The sequence below is a fragment of the Candidatus Hydrogenedentota bacterium genome (assembly GCA_013359265.1).
Classification (GTDB): Bacteria; Hydrogenedentota; Hydrogenedentia; order Hydrogenedentales; family SLHB01; genus JABWCD01.
The window spans coordinates 1-19,723 of record JABWCD010000025.1 but is presented as its reverse complement, the minus strand read 5'-3'; the positions used below and the strand labels follow the sequence as shown (position 1 = coordinate 19,723).

General features: G+C 60.6%; 13 protein-coding genes, 1 tRNA gene and 1 pseudogene. 5 read left to right on the top strand and 10 right to left on the bottom strand.

From position 1 onward, the window contains the following. Position 1 precedes the first annotated feature (1 nt). Positions 2 to 997, bottom strand: coding sequence for a D-alanine--D-alanine ligase (locus HUU46_19730; GenBank protein NUM55876.1), 996 nt, complete (start codon positions 995 to 997; stop codon positions 2 to 4). 207 nt (positions 998 to 1,204) lie between these two features. Here HUU46_19730 and HUU46_19725 point away from each other — a divergent pair, with 207 nt between their 5' ends. Then, the gene (locus HUU46_19725; protein NUM55875.1) at positions 1,205 to 3,631 is read left to right on the top strand and encodes a hypothetical protein; all 2,427 of its coding nucleotides are present in this window, start codon (positions 1,205 to 1,207) and stop codon (positions 3,629 to 3,631) included. A 194-nt stretch (positions 3,632 to 3,825) separates the two neighbouring features. Next, positions 3,826 to 3,902, top strand: a tRNA-Val gene (locus tag HUU46_19720). A 245-nt stretch (positions 3,903 to 4,147) separates the two neighbouring features. Here the strand turns inward: HUU46_19720 and HUU46_19715 are convergent. The 8 genes from HUU46_19715 to HUU46_19680 form a co-directional block, all read right to left on the bottom strand. Further along, positions 4,148 to 5,371, bottom strand: a complete 1,224-nt coding sequence (locus HUU46_19715) for an ATP-binding protein (GenBank protein NUM55874.1) — start codon at positions 5,369 to 5,371, stop codon at positions 4,148 to 4,150. A 794-nt stretch (positions 5,372 to 6,165) separates the two neighbouring features. Beyond that, a complete protein-coding gene (locus HUU46_19710; GenBank protein NUM55873.1) occupies positions 6,166 to 6,591 on the bottom strand; it encodes a GntR family transcriptional regulator in 426 nt (141 codons plus the stop codon). 50 nt (positions 6,592 to 6,641) lie between these two features. Further along, entirely contained in the window at positions 6,642 to 7,700 is a 1,059-nt protein-coding gene (locus HUU46_19705) for a radical SAM protein (GenBank protein NUM55872.1), read from the bottom strand. Further along, positions 7,693 to 9,027: a glycosyltransferase family 9 protein gene (locus HUU46_19700; protein NUM55871.1), complete on the bottom strand. Its 1,335-nt coding sequence runs from the start codon at positions 9,025 to 9,027 to the stop codon at positions 7,693 to 7,695. Before HUU46_19700 ends, HUU46_19705 begins: the two co-directional genes overlap by 8 nt. Continuing rightward, a complete protein-coding gene (locus tag HUU46_19695; GenBank protein NUM55870.1) occupies positions 9,024 to 10,028 on the bottom strand; it encodes a hypothetical protein in 1,005 nt (334 codons plus the stop codon). The genes HUU46_19700 and HUU46_19695 overlap by 4 nt, the downstream gene beginning before the upstream one ends. Then, the gene (locus tag HUU46_19690; protein ID NUM55869.1) at positions 10,003 to 10,875 is read right to left on the bottom strand and encodes a hypothetical protein; all 873 of its coding nucleotides are present in this window, start codon (positions 10,873 to 10,875) and stop codon (positions 10,003 to 10,005) included. The genes HUU46_19695 and HUU46_19690 overlap by 26 nt, the downstream gene beginning before the upstream one ends. Positions 10,876 to 10,925: 50 nt before the next feature. Next, on the bottom strand, positions 10,926 to 11,303 hold the full coding sequence (locus HUU46_19685; protein ID NUM55868.1) for a hypothetical protein: 378 nt from the start codon (positions 11,301 to 11,303) through the stop codon (positions 10,926 to 10,928). A 16-nt stretch (positions 11,304 to 11,319) separates the two neighbouring features. Next, a complete protein-coding gene (locus HUU46_19680; protein NUM55867.1) occupies positions 11,320 to 12,540 on the bottom strand; it encodes an extracellular solute-binding protein in 1,221 nt (406 codons plus the stop codon). Between the two features lie 258 nt (positions 12,541 to 12,798). Here HUU46_19680 and HUU46_19675 point away from each other — a divergent pair, with 258 nt between their 5' ends. From HUU46_19675 to HUU46_19665, 3 genes and pseudogenes are all read left to right on the top strand, one after another. Beyond that, complete coding sequence (locus HUU46_19675; protein NUM55866.1) at positions 12,799 to 14,829, top strand: extracellular solute-binding protein; 2,031 nt, start codon at positions 12,799 to 12,801, stop codon at positions 14,827 to 14,829. A gap of 20 nt (positions 14,830 to 14,849) precedes the next feature. After that, on the top strand, positions 14,850 to 15,377 hold the full coding sequence (locus HUU46_19670) for a hypothetical protein (GenBank protein NUM55865.1): 528 nt from the start codon (positions 14,850 to 14,852) through the stop codon (positions 15,375 to 15,377). A 113-nt stretch (positions 15,378 to 15,490) separates the two neighbouring features. After that, positions 15,491 to 15,559, top strand: a pseudogene (locus tag HUU46_19665) (membrane or secreted protein). A gap of 244 nt (positions 15,560 to 15,803) precedes the next feature. Here HUU46_19665 and HUU46_19660 read toward each other — a convergent pair. Further along, complete coding sequence (locus HUU46_19660; GenBank protein NUM55864.1) at positions 15,804 to 19,178, bottom strand: hypothetical protein; 3,375 nt, start codon at positions 19,176 to 19,178, stop codon at positions 15,804 to 15,806. Positions 19,179 to 19,723: the final 545 nt, after the last annotated feature.

The following is a 19,723-nucleotide window of genomic DNA, read 5'->3' as shown; positions in this document are numbered from 1 at the left end:
TTTACTTCCGCGCGAGGGCTTCCTCGATAAACAGGCTGAGCATCTGCGGGAAGGCGATCCCGGCGGCGGCGGCGGCCTGGGGGTAGAGCGAGGTTTCGGTCATGCCGGGAATGGTGTTGACTTCAATCCACACGGGGTCGTCGCCGTCGAGGATAAAGTCGCTGCGGCTGAACCCGCTGCACCCGATGACGTGGTGCACGCGTTCGGCAACGGCCTGCACCTTCTTCGTGACTTCGGGCGAGATGCGCGCCGGGGTGATTTCGTTGCAAGCGCCGGGCGTGTACTTCGCGTGGTAGTCGAAAAACTCTGAATCGACCGGGCAAATCTCGGTGACGGGCAACGCGCGCGGCGGGTCGCCGGGTTCGACATCGAGCACCGCGCATGTCACCTCGGTGCCGTTGATGAACTTTTCGATCATCACGAGATCGCCGTACATGAAAACTTCCAGCAGGCTCTTCTTGAAGTGCTCGACGTCCTTAGGTATCGCCATGCCAATGCTCGAACCCTGGCAGGGACTCTTGATCAAACACGGATAATCGAATTCCTTCTCCACGCGCGCGAGGATCGCCGCACGGTTCGCGTCCCACTCCTGACGCGTGAGCAGAAATTGATCCGCGACGCGAACGCCCGCCTGCCGCGCGACGGCCTTCGAGTGAATCTTGTCCATCGCGAGCGCACTCGCGGCGCAGCCCGATCCGGTATACGGCATTCCGAGTGCATCGAACATGCCCTGTAAGCGGCCGTCCTCGCCGAAGGGGCCGTGGAGCGCGATGAAGACGCAGTCAACCTTCAACTCGCGCAGACGCGGCAACGCGTGGTAGATATCGAGCAGGTCTTCGCCGGGAAATTTCCAGTGGCCCTCCTGCGTGATGACGACCTGCGTCACATCGTACTTGGCGCGGTCGATGTTGCCGCTGACCATCGCGCCGCTCTTCAGCGATACCTCGTGTTCAGAACTGACGCCGCCCATCAGGACGGCCACGTGCGTCTTCTTCATGCTCACTCCCGCTAACCCGCGAAAACCGGACGCGGTAGCATAGCATCCGGAAACGGGACACGCCATTGATCCGTTTTCCTGCTCGAAAAGTTTCGACGCGTCGCCGCCCACCGCCGGCGCACGGTGCAATCAATGTTGCATTGAGATACAGTGGATTCGGCGCACCGGCGGCTGCGGCAACTGTGCCGGTGTGAGAGGGGGGACCTCATGCACACAATCGCGTTCGCCGTGATGATCGCGGTGCTCACCCAGGCGCCTGAAGCGCCGTTCACGAATAGTGCGAAGGGGGCTCCATACACGCTCGAGCCCGCACCAAACTATACGTATTGCACCGAAGCGGGCGACGCCACGCAACTCACCGATGGTGTGTTTACGGCCGAACATTTCTGGACGCAACCGTCCACGGTGGGTTGGCAGCACGCGCGGCCCGTCGTGATCGTAATCGATCTCGGCGCGGACAAACCGATCCGCGGCGTCTCGTACACGACCGCCGCGGGAGTTGCGGGCGTGTATTGGCCCAGTTCGATTCAATTGTTCGCCGGCGGCGACGCGCGCGCGTTTCACTGGATTGGCGATCTCGTTACCTTGAGCGCGCGCAAACATGCGCCGCCACTCGGCAAGTATGCGTTGCACTGGTTCTGGACGGATGAGTTGAAAGCGCACGGACGCTATGTGGCGCTGGCGGTGCTCGCGGAACCCTACACGTTTGTGGACGAGATCGAAGTGTACGAAGGGGACGCGGAGTGGCTGTCGTCGCCGATGCCTGGCGAGGCGATCGACGATATCGCGGCCTACACGTCGCGCCTTGGAATGCGCGTGGCGGTGCAACGGCGGATTCAACGGGACATCGACGGCGTCCGCGCGCAAGCCGCGTCGGCCGAGGAAACCGTTCGCAACGCGGTTGCCGTGGAACTGGACGCCGTGCAGGGCGGGCTCGCCGATCTACCCGCGGCGTTCCCCGCCGGCTTCAAAGCGATCCTGCCGTTGAACGAGGCGCACGCGCGTGTGTTTCGGGCGCAAGCGCGGCTCTGGGCCGCGGCCGGCGCGGAACCAATCACCGTGTGGGGTGAACGCGCGACGCCGCGATGGGACTTCCGCACGCCCTACGATCGCCCCCAACGGGGCGATGCGCTGGCGCTGAGCATTCGCATGATGCTGAACGAATTCCGATCGGGCGCGTTTTACCTCGCAAATGCGACGCAAGACGATGTGAAAGTTACGATGCGCTTTGCCGGTTTGCCCGGCGGCGCCGCGCCACCGTACATCGCCGTGTACGAAGCTACGTGGACAGATACGCGCATGGGCGAGCCGGTCGAAGCTGCGCTCCCCCCGGCCAGGCGCGACGGCGATTCCTACTCCATTCACGTTCACTCGGGTCTCACGCGGCAAGTGTGGTTGACGGTACATTCCAAGGGCATCGAACCGGGCACGTATTCCGGCACAATACAACTCGAATCGAACTTGGGCGCGCGCGAAGTTCCGATCGAACTCGCGGTGTATCCCATCCAATTCCCCGATCGGCCGCGCCTGCACTGCGGCGGATGGGACTACACCGACCAGCCGTCCATGTACGGCGTGACAACGGAGAACCGCGAGCCGCTCGTCGCATTCCTGAAAGAGCACTTCGTGGACTCGCCGTGGGGCGCCAGCCAGGTGCTGCCGTACGGCAGCTTCGACGCCGACGGGAACATGACCGCGCCGCCGGACACGAAACACTTCGACGAATGGATCGCGCGGTGGCGCGGCGCTGCGCAGTACTGCGTGTTCGCAGCCGTGTCGAACCATCTCGCGAGCATGCCCGCGGGAACGCCGCCGTTCGATAGCGCCGCGAAGGCGTGGTTTGCGTTCTGGGCAGACCACATTCGCGCTTCGGAGCTGAAACCCGAGCAGTTCGCTGTGCTGCTGATGGACGAACCGTACGAGCCGGAGCACGACGCAGCGATTGCGGCATGGGCGAAACCGCTCCGCGAGGCGAATACCGGAATCCGGCTGTGGATCGATCCAACCCACCGCACCATGGCTGTCACGGAATCGGCGAGCATTGCGGCGTGCGACGCAGTGTGTCCAAACCGGCAGATTTTCTACCAGGCCGAACAACCGTACCGGGAGTTCTTCGCGTCGCTGCCGGGCAAGGGAAAGTCGCTCGAATTCTATTCGTGCAGCGGGCCCGTGCGCGTGCTCGACCCGTATTCGTACCACCGGCTGCAACCGTGGGATTGCTGGCGCTACAACGCAACGGCTTCGTACTTCTGGGCGTTTGGCGACACCGGCGGCGGCTCGGCGTGGAACGAATACGCCGCAAAGGGTACCTGTTACACACCATTGTTCCTCGATGCGGCATCCGTCACGACCGGCAAACACATCGAAGCGATGCGCGAAGGAGTCGAAGATTACGAGTACCTCGCAATCCTGGACGAGGCCGTGACCGCCGCGAAAGACAAGACTACAGATCCTGCCATCGTCGAACGCGCACAAACGCTGCTGCGCGAGACGCCTGCGCGGATCACCGACGCATGCTTCGCCAACAAAGGTTTCGAATGGAAAGCGCCGATGGACCGCGGCGAGGCGGACCGGGCGCGCATCGAGATACTCGAAATCCTGCAGTTATTGGGTGCGGCAACTCCAAAACCCTGATGACCGAACTAAACGACCCGGTGCCCGGCGCCTGTCAAGACCTTCGCTAATCGTACCGTACCATGTGACAACCGAACGACGTAGCCAACCACGTGGCAGCCTGCTGCCTCAAGCAAGAATCTACTCGAAGCGAGCAGCCTGCCTGCCTGTTGACGCCCGCCCGGCCCTTTGCTAGACTTCCTTCTTCCCCTTGTGGGCGGTTAGCTCAGGTGGTTAGAGTACTTGCTTGACATGCAAGGGGTCACTGGTTCAAGTCCAGTACCGCCCACCATCTCGTAACTCGCTCCTATACAATCGGTTACGTGTCAGATCGTCCGGCGTCTGTTTTCCTACTCCTTTTGCCGAGAACCGGCATCGATTGTCAGAGTCTGTCAAGTTTCTCTTCCTGGGTGATCTACTGATACGAACGCTGCGTGTTAACTCGCATAATGTCTACGCACTTCGTGGTACTGCGTTGCTTCGAATCACTGTCTTAGCCGCAGCCACGCCCACAATCATTCCGACTTGTTGCCACAGCTACACCACGCCGATTGGTATAGCATTCGTGCCGAGACTCAGCGGGGTTATCTCTTCACACATACAAATCACTCCGCCCTCGCCCACTGGTTTTTTCAAGCGGTCCAAGACAACGAAAGCCTGGACCCACTCTCGCTTGGGTGTTGCACTTCGTTTGACCTCCACCGGGTAGAGCGTTTGATCCTGCTCGATTACGAAATCGATTTCCTTGGTGTCTTTGTCCCGGTAGTAGTAAAGGTTCGGTGTGCGCATGCGGTGCCACCAACTCTTGAGAATCTCCGTGTACGCAAAGGTTTCGAAGAAAGCGCCGCTCATTGCGCCGGACGCCAACGTCTCCGGCGATGACCACTCGGTGAGATACGAACAGAGCCCGGTGTCCAGGAAATACAACTTGGGTGTCTTGACCAATCGCTTGGTGACGTTGGAATGGTATGGTTGAACCAACGCCACTTGAAAGCTCGCCTCCAAGATGGAAAGCCATGCCTTGGCGGTCTTCACGCTGACGTCGACATCGCGAGCGAGTTCGGAAAGATTCAGCATCTGCGCGGTCCGTGCCGCGCACGCTTTGATGAACCGAACGAACGACTGCTGATCGCCGACCTGGGTCAAGTCGCGTACATCGCGCTGAAGGTAGGTCTGAAGATACGAACTGTAGAACAGATCACGGTCACGCACCGAACCCGCGTGCAACGCAGGATACGAACCCATCCAGATCAACTTGTAGATGGAATCGAGTTTCGACGCAGCAGCGGTCGCGGCTCGTTCTTCGAGGGCATGCCGGGTCGGAAGAAAGGGACCGGCAACGGGTTTCCTGCGATCAAGTTCCCGTCGGGAGAAGCCCAGCATGCGTACAACGGCGACCCTTCCCGCGAGGCTCTCGGTGATTCCTTTCATCATATGGAACTGCTGCGAGCCGGTAAGCCAGAATGCCCCGGGCGTTCGGGACGTGTCCGTCTCCATCTTAATGTATGGAAGCAGGTTTGGCGCATACTGGATTTCGTCAATTAGGGCCGGGGGCCGGTATCGCTGGAGGAACAACCTTGGGTCCTCATTGGCCAAGGACCGCAGGGTCAAGTCATCCAGGGTGACGTAGCGGCGGTCCGTACCACACAGGTGACGGAGCAGGGTGGTCTTCCCCACCTGCCGCGGGCCGGTGAGCAGGACGACCGGGAACTGGGTTGATGCGTCTATGAACGCCGATTCGAGGTCCCTGTGAAAGTACATGCATGTCGTCCAATTTGGATATTAAATCCAAAATAGCCGAAGTTGCTAGGGATTGCAAGTGGCACGGTTCGAGTAATAACGAGGAGGGCAAGTAAGACCCAACGCCCCGGGGCCTCGTTGAATGTCCGTGCTGCGTGCGGCGGGCATGATCCGTGAAATTTCTCCACCAGATCGATAAATTGCAGGGCTGGTTTGACGACAATGAGTACTGGGCAGACTGGCTACGTCTGATTCGGACTTCTGGTCACCTTCTTCCCCGAAAGGCCGATTCCACTAACTGTCGTTTCCCAGCGACAGCAACAGCCGCCCGTAACCGGTCAGTGTGAGTAACGCTCACAAGACCCTACAGTCTGAATGGAATCATGCCAAGACGCAGGGCAAATCCTCCGGAAGAAATCCGTTCGCTGGTATAGAACGGCATACCATTCCCCGAATTTTGGACAAGAACTACCTCGACAAGGAACAAGTAGGCGCGCATCTTGCCCGAAGACACGTGCTCAAAGACCAATATCTGCGAGACCTATGCCGGACGGCCCGGCTTCGGTTTTGTTCGCTTTCCGGCGATACGGGCCACGCGGCAGTCGTGAATCACGAACTGCACCCGGCATGGTGGTCGGGCGGCCCTCTTGCAGAATCAGGCGAAGTGCCGAATGAACAAGGCTTACCGTGTAGTCATGAGCTGACAAATCAAGACCGCGCGCGCAAGTTTGTTCACTGTCGCAGACAAACGATCCCGGGCTCCGGGCCAAGCCCATAGTGCGAGTGATTTCAATTCATTACCGGTTACCGGCGCGTCAAACTTTCGTCAGCGATCGTACGAGGCTGCTTTCGATTGCGTAGGGTTCTACGCCGGCGTGGCAGAGCTTGTCTGCGATTGCCCCCATTTCCTTGTGCGAAAATCCCGCCGCCAGGGCCTCACCAACGACCTCGTATAGTTTTTCGATGACCTGCGTGCGTACAGCGGAGCGGCACCTGGCCTCGGCGCCCTTTTGGATGTATATCCCCATTCCACGCCGCGTGTAGACGATGCCCATGACTTCCAAATCCCGGCACGCCTTCGACACGGTATTCGGGTTCACCTCCAACCGCTCGCTCAGTTCCCGCACGGAAGGCAACTGGTCATCCGCTTTCAGTTTGCCCGCGGCGACGGCGAAGCGCACCTGGTTCTCTATTTGCACATACACGGCGACACTACTATTCAGATTGACTTTTTCCAGCATCTCAGGGCCTCCCATGCCAAACTTGGCGACACGCGGGTATCCTCCGCCAACTAAACACATATCTCCACGGCTGCGAGTCTATCCAGCAATTCGTTGTACACGTGGGCCTGGCAGTAAACATTGGAGCACACCCGGCTCGGATTTAGTTTGGCGAGCACGGTCCGCCTTTGCTCACTACTCCAAATCTCCGTCAGGCGCGTGTGCCGCACGTTTCCAATCTCCCACTTCGCCTCACCGCGCCACTTGGAACAAACAAATACCGCTCCCGTCCCGGCTATCGTCGTGCCAAACGCCTGGGCGTGGCAGCGGAAGTATTCCTTGCGTTGCAGCGATTCGTTTGGATAGTCACCGGCAGCGGCCCAAGTGTCCCCAACGCTTACGAGGAAGTCTTTTGTCGCATATGCGGAAGTCAGGTCAAGCTGCCGGCGCAGTTCGTCCGCATCCCGGATCGGTAGCACCCGTCCGGTCATCGGATGTTGCGCCGGGCGTATCCGAATGTACGAGCAGCCACAGCCGCGGGCTATCCTGGCCGCCGCCTCTATCTCTCCTACGTTGCGATTCATCACCAGGAACGAGATTCCAACGCGCCCGGGCATGCGACGTGCCAAGCGCGACACCCGCGACACGACCGTATCGAGCGTAATACCCTCGGGGGGATGGTGCAGCGCGCCGTAGGTATCCCGCGAACCCGCGTCTAGACTGATCCGTATCCAGGAGCAGGTGTCGGCGATGCAGTCCGCAATTACATCTGTAATCAGGCTCCCGTTGGTTACAACGCCAACCCGGATACCTCGTGTGCGCAATCCTTCAATTACCATGCAGAAATGCGGCGAAGCGGTTGGCTCACCACCACCGATGAGCGAGACGTCGCGCACACCGAGCGCGTGCATATCGTCCAGAAGCGCCAGCAATTGGGTAGCGTTCAAGCCGCCACGGTTGAGCTGGCCCCGCGCCAAGTCGCCGCAAAACGTGCAGCGATAATTGCACTCCGTGGTTATGTCCAAGTCCACCTGCAAGGGCCGGGTGTCGCCATATTGGAGATACTCCTGCAACCGGTCTTGCACCTCCGGCGTATCAAATCGCGCTTGAGCGTCGAAGGGATCATCCATGGCTTACGATCCATCTGGCCATACGGTACGCCGAAGACTGGCGCAGGTACTGGATCGCAACGAGGGGCTGCGCCCGTTCAAATACGGCGAAGACTCGTTGAAGCTGACCCTCGCAACCCAGGCAAAACAGCCGGGACTCCGGGCGGAGCAACCGGCGTAACTCCCGGATTCGCACCTTGTAATCCTGTGAATTCTCCGCTCCGTCCGTCGCTTGCGCGCCCAACCGGCAGGCTTCAACGAACTGCAAGGCAGCACTCTTGAGGCTCAGCGCGTTCGCTTCATGGGCCACGTGGCCGTATTCGCCCGCCATCAGCGCAAAACACGCCAAGACGCCGTCCCGGGCCTCCGCTCTGGACAGCGTAGATGGAGCCAAATGGAAGCAATTGGGTGTCGGCGGACAAAACCGGAGCGGGTCGGTTGGACCATAAATCGTGAGCGAAACAGGTCTGCCCAGGAACGAAACCAGGTGTTGGACCGACGTGTCGCCTGAAATAACCAGGTCAAACTCGCTGAGCGACTCCATGAAACAGCCAAGCGACTGCGGCGGCATTAGGTCGATTCCGGGATGCCCACTCGCGATTCGTTCGGCTACCGACGCTTCACGCGAATTCATGCCCGAGGATACCGTCACCGAAGCCCCGTTGCGTACGAGGTCCTCGGCGAGATCGCTCCAGCGCGCAGCGGGCCATTCCTTATACAACTGCGCGGCAGCGGGACAAATCAAGACGCGTCGGCCGCGCGTCCGGGAATCCCGGGCATCCACGGAATCAAGATTCGAGAGCGCCTCCCAATACTCGTCGCGCGTACACACGCCAATATCCGCGAAGAGCGAAAGAAACTTGTGCGCCTCGCATACGGTCACGCGACACGACTCGAGCGGTATTTCGCCGCGCCTGTCCGTGTCGGCATAAAAGCAGCGGTACTGCATGAGCTGGCCGCCCGCGGCAAAGGCGATGGGTTTCCCCGCCATGGACAGCGTGTCCAGGCTTCCGGGGAAGTATCCGACGATCGCAACGTCGAACTGTCCCACGTATTCGGATATCTGGTGCGCCGAGTTAGGGTCCAGCGGCACGAATTCGGCGCCGGTGATCCCGCTGCATTCCCAAAACTCCGGGTAGCTTGTCAGGACACACAAGTGCGCGTCCGGGAATCGGCGCTTCAATAGCCGGACCAGCGGCACGCACATGCACTGGTCGCCGAGTCCGAGGCCCCAACCGGGCGCGAAGAGTACGGACTCGGGATTAATGTCCGCTGCCAGCGGCCGCAACGCCGGCGGAAAGATGCGGCGCAGAAAGTCGGCGTCGCTATGCTGCTCCGTGACGCTCATTTTGGGCCGATCAAGAGCGGGACGCTAAGCGTTAGCGTTTCGTTGTCCGCATTCGCGGAAATCGTGATCGTTCCGGTCGATCCGGTGCGCCGGCGGTCTGGCGGAACGGTCAGCCGGACCGTGTGGCGTTGGGCCCTCACGTCGCGTTCCCAATCCACGGTCGCTCGGTCTGGCGGATCCACTTTCACGTCGTCCAGAAGGAAGGGGGCCTCATCCGACTTCGCCAACTGGAGCGCAACCACAGCGCTGTCCCCGTCGAACAACGCCGTTGGAGGGGAAACGCGCACCCGCGGTATGCCGGTCAACACGATCGGGACCTTCAAGACGGCGATTCCCGTCGAGTCCTGCGCGACTTCCAGAGTGCCCCGAACGCGCGCATCGCCCGGATATCGGCCCCGAACGCGAACGCGGGTGGTCTCGCCGGCGTGAACCGAAAGGTGCTGCGAGTCCAGGTCAAGGTACTGACCCGCCGCCCCGGTCAGCCTGAACCGTCCGTCAAAGTTGGCCACGTGTGCGTTCTTGATCACCAGCGGTCTTTCCACCACGTCCTTGGATTCGTCGCATTCCAGTTGGAGCGTCTGCACGTCGGATTGCAGGAGCGGCGCAACCTTTCCCGTTATGTGAAGCGTGGCGACCGCGGTCTTCGTGCTCGGACTCGTGAAATAGACATTGGACGAGATGCGATCGTTGGCGACACTGGGGGAGACGACGACGTTCAAATCAATCCGGCCCCTCTTCGGCAGGGTAAACGTCGAGGGCTCGACGCGAACGCAGCCGCAGTCCCATCGGGCCAGCAGCTCGATCGCATGCCCCGAGTTGTTCTGTATCGTCGTCGTCGCCGCGCGAAAAGACGACCCGGCGACCACAGTCCCCACGTCTATCGTGGAATCGGAAACGCGTACCGGATTGGCGTCGCCCGATCGGAACGCTGCCACGAGCGCAAGGAACGCCGCGCAGACCGACACGGCGGCGGCCTTAGTTATTTGTCGCGGACGTGACATCGGGCCCTTTCACTACCTCCTTGGTAGCGCCGTCGATTACTTTGGCGGCTTTTTCGAGGTTGGGCGTAAAGACGTATTCCGGCCGCTCGGCATCGATATCGAACGCGGTGACGGTCCATGTCGTGGTTACGTCGCCTCCGCGCGATGCGTGGCGCACCTCGGTGCCGCTCTCGGGCCGCAGCATCCCCGAGGGCCCGGGCGTGAACCGAAATTGGCGCGACAGGACACGGCCGTTCCCACTGTAGAACTCTTCGCGCAGCGCGAGGTTGCCGGCGGTTTTGGCGATCCAGCAGTTGACCCTTCCCGAGCCGAACGGAAACTCGACCACCTCGCATGGCTGTCCATCGAGGTCCTCCGAACGAAGCATCTCGAAGCCGCCCGCCATGCACTCGGAAATGGGAATATTGGCATAGGCTCGGCCAAAGAGCACCGGGTGCGACGTGCCCGAAAATGGCCAGCGGGTGTTAACCTCGATCGTTTGTCCGCCTTCCCGATAGTCCAAATAGAACGCGCGTTCTCCGTCATACGTGTATACGAACTGCGGATTCTCGCCCGGCTCGGACGACGAAATCAGCTCGCCGTCCAGCCAGCACTTGCTCTCCTGCTGGGTCGCTACGGCAATCTTTTGGTCGTCCACCCACCAGTCCTGAACATTGAGTTGTTTGTAAACCTCGCCTTTCTTATTTGTGGGCACCACCAACGCCGACGCCGGCCCTTCCACTTCCACGCGGACCGTTGCGTGCAGCGCCTTGGTCTCGACCGACTCGCGATTGCGTATCGATTGCAGAAGCAGTTGTTTGGCGAACGATGGCTCCTGCGCGGCGCTGTGCAGCGTGGCCAGTAGCATCCACGCACATCCCATGAAATGGCGCGGAATCCGTTTTCCTCGGACAATCGTCATTGCGGTGTGCATTGTGTCGGTCCTGAAGGGTTTGTACCTGCATCGATGTACGGGTAGGTGTAGGTTGAACATCCGCCCTCGCCGACGCACGCGCCCATGTCGCAGTACCCTTCGGAGCATACGCGATACGTCGTGTAACAGCCCACGGTCTTGGTCACATCGCATGGCTCGCTCGAGTCGGAGTTTGGCGGACAATTGACGTCGTTCCACACATCCGGCCGGCCGAAGTATAACTCGCATCCGCCCCCGGCGATACCCACGCACGTGTCCGTGCAACGTGCGCAGTATTCATTGGCCGATGAAATCGAGAATCCGGTAACCAGGGCGATCGCGAGGACCACCAACGGCGCATAACGGGGTAATAGTTGTCGCATCGATATTCTCCCTTGTTCACAGTTTGGCATGGGTATCGCCGGAACCGATGGCATTCAGGGACGCGCGCAGCCCCTCCACGTCCGGATTCGCGGCGCCCGACGGCGGCTGGAACCGCATCCGCTCGATCTGGGCCGCGAAGAACGAGGTGACGGGATCGTTTATCGTGGCCACGACCGACTGCCGAAGCGGCGTCAGGTGAAACTTCGGGGTCAACTCCGCAAGCACCGCCGCGGACGTTAACCAACGCACAAAAGCCCACGCCGCCGCCTCCTTATCCGGCGGGCCGGGTTTGATGGCCAGAACCGTCGTGTCGAGCGGCGCGATCGCGCCCGATCCCGGCACCGGGACGAGCTTCCAGTTCTCCGGTCCATCATGAAGCTGGAACGATGTTCTACCCGCGTCGTCGTCATGCACGAATCGGACCGCCGCATCGCGCCGCAATTCAAGCGCCCGCGTCAGGCGCAAACGGTCAAAGAACAGGGGGTTCGCGGAATGCAGGCCGTTCACGACGGATAACGCTCCCTCCCAGGCCGGCGTACCCGGCCGCAACGACGCCGCATCTGACGGATCGCCGCCCAGGTCCAGGAACACGCATTGCCACACCGTGAACGGGGTCATCCCGCACAACATCGAGGTGTAGTCCGGGATCGAGTCTCCGTTGAAATCGCGCACCAGGGCGCTTTGCGAGTTGATCAACCCCTGCCACGACTGAACTTGCTCGCCGAACGCGGTCGCATCCGCCTTGCGGGCGTCAACGGCCAGGCCCCACGAGCGGACCATCAGCGGGACGGCCCAAATCCGATTGTCACGGGTAACGGAATCCCACACGTTTGGGTAGAAGTCGTCTTTCTCGAATGCCGGTTCCTGCACATTCGCGGAAAGGTCGAGACATAGTCCGCGCTCGACAAGAATGCCCAGTATCGACGCCCGGCCAAACTCCGTGCCGGGAACGAACATGATGTCGCCAAGATCCTGGGCATCGACAGTCGTTGCATTAAACGAAGCGAGCCCGGGCGTGACGCGGACCGTGACGCCCGGATGCGACGATTCGTACATGGTGGCGACTGTCTGCAACGACCAGCGGACGTGGGGGCGCAAATCCCAGGGCGGCGGCCCGAGCACGAGTTCCGTCGCGTTTGCGCCCAACACGAAAAAGGCGCAGAGTACGCACACGCGGAGACATTTCCACCCCGTCGGCGTTCCGACACTTCGCGCAAGTCCTTGTGGATAAGGCATGAGCATCTCCTAGCACCTCAAAGTAATACACCGGAGCACCACGTATCTGGATACACACTGTACTACGTACTATACAATTTGTCAACCCCCTTTCGCCCGTCCTGCGCGCGGTTGCGCCGAGATTCGGGCCGGGGCCGGTGGTTTTCGCCGGCCTGGGGCGAACGCGTACCCCCTCGGCGATGGCGATAAACCGCAGCCGGCATTCGGTTTACGAGATTCCTGGGGAAACCTCACGTTGCGGAGGCGTCGATTGCCTATATGAGTAAAGCAAATGAAAGTAAGAAATCGGGACCGCCAGTGAAGTCGGATGCGGAATTGGTGCGCCAAACCTTGGGTGGCGAGCGGGCTTCTTACGACGAACTGGTGCGTCGCCACTACAAGACCGCCCTAGCGGTGTGCTTTGGAATTACCGCCAATCGCGAGGACAGTCAGGACCTTGTCCAAGATACCTTCTTGCGCTGTTTCGAGCGGCTGGCGGAAGTACGGGAGCCGGAAAGGTTCTCCCACTATCTGGTGACCGCGGCCCGGCACGCGGCCCTGAACCTGGTGAAGAGGCGAAGACGGTTGCAGCAAAAAGCGTCCACAATTCGCGAACTGTACGGCGACGACTTTCGCTCAAGCGAGTCGGGCGCCGGTGAAGCCGTGAATACCGAAATGCGCGAGGCGATTCGGCGGCAGCTTCAGCGGGTCCCCACGAAGTCGCGCGAAGTGGTTTGCCTGTTCTACTTCGACCAACGGCCAACGCCGGAAATCGCCGAGTTCCTCGGAATAAGCGAAGCGGCCGTGCGGAAGCGGCTTGAATACGGGCGGAACAGCCTGAAAGCCGCTTTGGAAAAAGAGATCGAACCGGCCATCCAAGATGACAAACAACGTAACGCACACCTTGGCATCGTGCTGGCCAACTTGCGGACCGTTCCGGTGCAGCCCGCGCGGCAGGAGGTCCACCAGACGCAGTGGCCCCGGCGCAGGGCGGCCGCCGCGTTCGCGGCCATTCTCTGCGGCATCGTTGCGCTCTTGCTCGCGCCGCGGTATTGGCCCACTCGATTCGACGCGAATACCGCGGTGCCACCGCCGCGTTCCGTTCCACCGGAAGAAACCCGCGGCGCGGAGTCTCCGCTTCGCGCGCTCGACGGCAATCGCACCGATGCCGGACCCTCCAGTGGACTTTCCGCTGACGCAACCGCAAATACCGGGATTGCAGGCAGAGTCGTCCGCATCGGGCCACCACCATACGCGCTCAATCCTGCGCAACTGGCGTTCCTGCGAGACGTCGCTTCGAGCCTCGCGGATTCGCTTGAAGCAAGATTCGAGATCGGCTCGGTCGAATCCGGCGCAACCAGCAGTGCGGTTGGATCGGACGACATTGGCGATGTGCTCTTGTTGGACAACAATGCGATCGCCCCGGAGCGCTCTTTGCTCCAATTCCACCTTCAAGGGCAGCTACTACCGCTGACGGAGTTTGTGTCCGATCCGGAATTTGATATGGAAGACTTTTTCCCGAACCTATGGCGGGCGGCTACGATTGAAGGCGAAGTGATCGGCGTGCCCGTACTCGTTCGCTCCTGGGCATTGGCCATCAACACGAACTACGTTGACTTGGACCCTGCCACACTTGCTTCCGGCAACTGGCCGGCCCTCTTTGAACATCTCGCATCGCGACTGGACGCGGACCGGCAGACGGGACCCACGGGCGGCAATTACCTCGAAGTGCCTGCGAGTTGGCTCTGGGACTCGATCTTGCTGGAGGCGGGCGGTGGATACGACGATCCAGCCGTCGTCCAGTCTGCCGCCTGGCAGTCTACCCGCCGCGAGTTCGAACGGCTATACGCGAGCTTTCCCTCAATGCTTCCGACTACGACGGGAAGACCGCAAACCGCCATGCCGAGGTACTTTCAATTGGTGACGGATGGGTTGTCCGGGCGATCGAGCCTCAACGCGTTGCGGGAGCAGGACGATGCGTGGGCGGTCATCGCACCAAGCGCGCCAACCAGCGTCGTTGCCTCGGATTTCACGCTGGCGGCGATTCGCCGTAGTACGCCCGAGGCCGAATTCCTCGCGTGGGAGTTCATCAAGGAACTGGTCTCGAAGGAGCGGATGGCGGAACTTGCACGCCAGCACCAAATAACGCCGTACCGGGAGTCGGTGGCGGCGCAAGTTTCAGACCCGGACGTGCGCGTATTTACGAATCAGGTAAGGGCGATGGTATTTCCGAAACCAAATGACGTGGCTGCGCGGAATTTGGCGGAAAGCCATCGCCAGATTGAAGAGACCATTGGGCTGAACGAATAGCAATTCTGGGGGACAAACAGATGATTCCGGTGTCGGTGCGCGGTGAACTACCGGTGACGAGTCAGGTTGCCGCCTGGGTCAACACAAAGCAAGAGAGATTTCACTTCGACCTCTCGTATCCAAGGCATGACCTTGTCCTGCATGTGACCGATGAGACGTATCACGGTCTGTTTCGGGTAAGCGATTCTAGAAACGTCCACGTATCGAATTGGCAAGCCGACGGCCTTCAGTTGTACGCCAATTTGTGCGCAGGGGAGCTACTCGGGCTGTCCGCGTTGCTCGGGCTGACGCAGGCACGTGCGTTGGCGTTAAACGATTTCCTTCGCCCGGAAGACTTTCTCCATCCGTCGCAACCGTGGTGCCTGTTTTCCACGCATCCGATGAAACAGGACTTTGCGGAAGTTCTTGATGCACCGGCCCTATGTCAAGGTTGTGTTGACTTCTATCGCTGCATCCAACTGGAGCCGGAGACCGAAACGCTCCAACATGTAGTCTGCAAATTGAATCGGTGTCGCGCGACGCGACAGGGAGCAAACGGCACAAAATGAAGACGGAGAGTTGGCCCTCGGGCAACATCCCCGTCACATGGAAACGCGCGGACGGCGCGTATTCGTTTACTTCGAAATGGTGAATAGGAAAGTCGCGCGCCTGTCGGCCTTTCGTGCTCGTGCTCGTGCTCGTGCTCGTGCTCGTGCTCGTGCTCGTGCTCGTAATCGTAATCGATCTCGTAATCGAGTATTTGGCTTCGTGGGTACACGTCGCGTGTAGCGGCGGCTTGTGTACTTGGCGAGTCAAAGCAGAGCTTTTCAAGAGCGCGTTCCCAACTGGAAAGTTGGGAACGAGAAAAAACGAGAAGTACTTGATTACGATTACGAGCACGATTACGAGCACGATTACGAGCACGATTACGAGCACGAGCACGAGCACGAAAAGCCGTGATTCGCGATCGTGACATGGGCAAGCCAGCTCGCGAATTACTCCTCCGCCACGATCGTCACCGGTCCTAGCAATCCCGAAGGGATCAACGAATCCTCCGCGGTCCAGTGCCGCCACGTCGCAAAGGTGACGCGGCCAGTCGGGCTCTTTCCGTTCTCGAGCACCCACTGCGGCCACTGCTTCAGCGTGCCGCTCTCATCGCGCTCGCTGTCCGCGGGCAAACGTTCGTCGCCAATCATGCGGTTTGGCCACAGGTTCACCACGCGCACCTCGAGCGCGTTCTCGCCCGGTCTTGCCGCATCGCCGATCGCAATACGGAACGGTCGCTTCCAAGCAATGCCAAGTTCCCTTCCATTCAACCGGACAGATGCCATCGCTTCGACGCGTCCCAAGTCGATGTAGAGCGGACGACGATTCTTAAGCGCCGATTCGGGAATCTCGATCGTCTTAGCATACGTCGCCGTGCCGGAGTAGTACCGGATACTCTCGTCGGACCGTTGGGACCAGTCCACCAACTCGTCGAACGTCACCGGTTCGCCGCTTCCTCCGCTCGACCGATCGAACGTTACGCTCCATGGACCGGCGATTGTTTCAATCACGTTGAGCGTTGGGAAATCGGCGCGATCCGCCGCTTTTTGCGCGCGCTTCGGATCGCGCGGGCCGAACACGATAAAGTAGCTTTCGAGCGGATCGAAGCGAAGCGAGATTACGGATCGACCATCGCCGGTCGGCGACAGACCGTTCAACGTCCGCGCGCGGCCCGTCTCGGGATGCCACAACTGCGCGTCCATGTTGTCGACGCGAAACGTGCACGCTGCCGTGACCGCGTCCTGACTGCCGTTGGTCACAAAGTAGACATCGTGGGCCTCGAGCCGGCGATGGACGTAGTCCAGCGGCGCGCTTGCTTCGAAGTCGGGATGCACGCCCATCGCGCGCAGCAACGACTCGATCTGCGCCGAGTCCGGATACGGATCGATTCGATCCGCCTTCTTGCCCACGTCTTCCCACGGCGCGATTCCAAACAACCCGAGATCGTGAACGGCCGTCCACTTGCCCGCGTCGGCATCCGTCGACGATACCCACTGCGCGTCCGTGGGCACCGCCACGTCCGAGCCGTCGCCCAGATGGATCAACAACACCCCGACAAGCCCCGCGGCGTTCGGCTTTCCTCCTTTGTTTTCGGCGGCGACAGCAATCACATTTTCGCCGGGCCGCAGCAACGACGTGACGTCCATCGCATACAACTCGTTTAGAGTATCGCCGTCGCCCGCCGGCAAACCGTTCACATGCAATTCAAACGCGTTGTCCGCCGTCATCACGACGCGCGCATTCTTTGCGACGGCGTTATCCGGCAACGAAAACACGCGGCGGAAATAGCGCTTTCCCGGCGGCGGCGCCGTAGCCGGATCGGCTTCGCGGTGCCAAATCCAATGCGCTTGTGCCAGCGCATCGCGAGGATTATCGGTGGATGCTGCTGTTTGCGATGCGTCTTGTGGTAATACGACGTGGCCCGCGGACGCGCCCCAGATTTCGGCGGCCAGTTGCTGCACTTCCGCGTCGCACTCGGGATACTTCGTCAAGCTCGGCGACGTGCGCGGCGGCGCGCCCACCACCGCGACGCCCGCAGCGGCAATCTCGCCAACCTTCCGCAATAGCGCCGGCGTCATCGTCTCGGCTTTCGGCAGCACAAGCAGCCGATACCGCGCGCCGTTCGGCAGCACCAGTTTTCCCTGTTCCGCCTTGACGCGCGTGAGCAAGGCCTCCGGCGTGCATCCGTCGTGCTTGTATCCCTTCGGTGCGGGATCGGGCGCTTGAAAAACGTTCGGCGCTCCTTCGGGACTGAGATAGAGAATGTCGGACACGAACCGGCCCTGCCGCAGGACATGCTGGCAGCGCGCAAGATATTCGTGCCAGGGCCGCGAGAATTCCCACCAGGTTTCCGTCCGCTCGTAATGTAGTCCGTGCGGACCCAGGCTCAAACCGGGCCGAATATTCGAGTAGGGCTGGTGAATGTAGCGATGGATGACGAATCGGTTCACGCCTTCGCAAAACGCCCAGTCGCCCTGCGCCTTGATCGTGCCGGGATGAAACAACCAGCGATCAATCGATGTAAATGCTTCCGCTGCGACGATCGGTTTGTCGTACACGTGCGCGACGGACGTCGCCTCGTGCACGCTGTAGCGCGTGTCGAATCCCTTGCTCCAGAACTCGCACATCGGCACGTCTCCGGTCGCCCCGAGCGACATGTCGTCGCACGGCGTCATGTCGTAGGGCTCGACCGAAAACCACAGACCTTCGTCATGCGCCAGTTCACGCAGGCGCCGGCCGTGGTTCTCGACGATGAGTTCGGAAACGGTCTGTCGAAGGTCCCACAGGAAACGCTCGGAGACGTCAAGGCTCTCGACCACGCGTCCTCCCATCACGGGTAGATACGGCAACGGATCGTAATCGCGGCGTTTGGTGAACTCCTCGCGAAAACGCCGGCTCCAGTTCTGCGCGCCCACTTCCCAACTGTCGAGATGCACGGACACGAGCGCCTTTCGCGCGTCCGGCCCGATGTCTTCCAGGAGCACGTCGATGAACGCGCGGAAATGCGCGTCGAGCGCTTCCGTATCGAGCTTGTCGCACTCGAGCCCCGGCAACGGCGCGGGCCGGTTCGTTTGCCCCGTGCTGGTATGACCGATGCGCAGGACCGTCCAGTTCCCTTCGGGCGCGTCCCACGTCAGTTGACCGTCCCTGTCCATATGCGCTGTGAGATCGACGATTTGCTTCAGCGGGGTGATTGCGTCCTGCGGCGCACTCTCGTAGTCGGCGAGCGATGGCAACGTCGCGCGCACCGACGGTTGCGACGAGAACGCCCCGCGCTTATAGAACGCCTTCTCCGAAATGTCGGCGATGCGGTACGTGCCGGTCGTCGCGGGAAACGCCAACACGGCGATGTCTTCGTAATAGTCCAGCACGGCTTGCGGTCTGGGCAGCGCAAGCGCGATCGGTTTTGGCCCCGCGATGTTCGTCTCGCTGAACACGACCTGTTGCATGGATCGCTCCGGCGTGACCCACGGCCCGCCGCTGCCGGTCCAGCCCGGCGCGCTGTTCATGCTGATAACGAGGCCGAGCCGGTTCGCCTCTTGAACGGCAAACGCGAACAATTCGCGCCACTCGGGACTGAAGAATTCGTACTGGCCTTTCGGCACGCTCAACGCCACTTCCATCAGAATCGCGCCACCGATGCCCACGCGCTGCATCGCCTCGAGGTCCGCGGTGATCCCTTCGCGGCTGATGTTGCCGTTCTTCCAAAACCAGTACACCCACGGCCGGTCGGATGGGGGCGGGTCCTCGAACTGAATTTCGCTTTGGGCGAACGCAACGCAGCAGACCGCCAACAAGAAAAGGCCAATACTGGAGCGTTTCAAGGCCGGCTGCACCGCGTGCTCGTGCGCGTGCTCGTGCTCGATCTTTTCGAGTATCGAGTGCGAGTACGATGACGACTCACGAGCAGGAGCACGAAAGAGACGGTGTGCCCAAACTTGAATTGCTATAAATCGTCGCATGGTGTGCAATCCCCCAAACGTAATGCGAACACAGCAACCGCCGCCCGCGATGGAATCCCCATTCCCGCGCGGGCGCCCTGTGTTCCCCCCAGGGCAGATTCTAGCACGCCGTGGGCGCGTTCGATATCGGCAATATTGCTTCGCGCACGACTGAAAAACGACTTCATAAGGGCTGCTCCGGGGTTGGTGCGTTTCACGGCCGGCTGCACCGCGTGCTCGTGTTCGTCATCGTGCTCGTGCTTCGTAATCGTGCTCGTAATCGTAATCGATTCAGTTCGAGTGTCGAGCCACGAGTACGATGACGACTCACGAGATAGTATGAGAAGGCCGATCTCCTTTGCGGGATGCTATAGAGTAGCTCCCAGACTTTAAACGAGCTCGAGGCTCACAAAAGGAGATCGGCCATG

What these genes read in the sequence shown, in the direction of transcription:
- HUU46_19730 (NUM55876.1), bottom strand. Translation starts at nt 997, where the DNA reads ATGAAGAAGACGCACGTGGCCGTCCTGATGGGCGGCGTCAGTTCTGAA.
- HUU46_19725 (NUM55875.1), top strand. Translation starts at nt 1,205, where the DNA reads ATGCACACAATCGCGTTCGCCGTGATGATCGCGGTGCTCACCCAGGCG.
- HUU46_19715 (NUM55874.1), bottom strand. Translation starts at nt 5,371, where the DNA reads ATGTACTTTCACAGGGACCTCGAATCGGCGTTCATAGACGCATCAACC.
- HUU46_19710 (NUM55873.1), bottom strand. Translation starts at nt 6,591, where the DNA reads ATGCTGGAAAAAGTCAATCTGAATAGTAGTGTCGCCGTGTATGTGCAA.
- HUU46_19705 (NUM55872.1), bottom strand. Translation starts at nt 7,700, where the DNA reads ATGGATGATCCCTTCGACGCTCAAGCGCGATTTGATACGCCGGAGGTG.
- HUU46_19700 (NUM55871.1), bottom strand. Translation starts at nt 9,027, where the DNA reads ATGAGCGTCACGGAGCAGCATAGCGACGCCGACTTTCTGCGCCGCATC.
- HUU46_19695 (NUM55870.1), bottom strand. Translation starts at nt 10,028, where the DNA reads ATGTCACGTCCGCGACAAATAACTAAGGCCGCCGCCGTGTCGGTCTGC.
- HUU46_19690 (NUM55869.1), bottom strand. Translation starts at nt 10,875, where the DNA reads ATGCTACTGGCCACGCTGCACAGCGCCGCGCAGGAGCCATCGTTCGCC.
- HUU46_19685 (NUM55868.1), bottom strand. Translation starts at nt 11,303, where the DNA reads ATGCGACAACTATTACCCCGTTATGCGCCGTTGGTGGTCCTCGCGATC.
- HUU46_19680 (NUM55867.1), bottom strand. Translation starts at nt 12,540, where the DNA reads ATGCCTTATCCACAAGGACTTGCGCGAAGTGTCGGAACGCCGACGGGG.
- HUU46_19675 (NUM55866.1), top strand. Translation starts at nt 12,799, where the DNA reads ATGAGTAAAGCAAATGAAAGTAAGAAATCGGGACCGCCAGTGAAGTCG.
- HUU46_19670 (NUM55865.1), top strand. Translation starts at nt 14,850, where the DNA reads ATGATTCCGGTGTCGGTGCGCGGTGAACTACCGGTGACGAGTCAGGTT.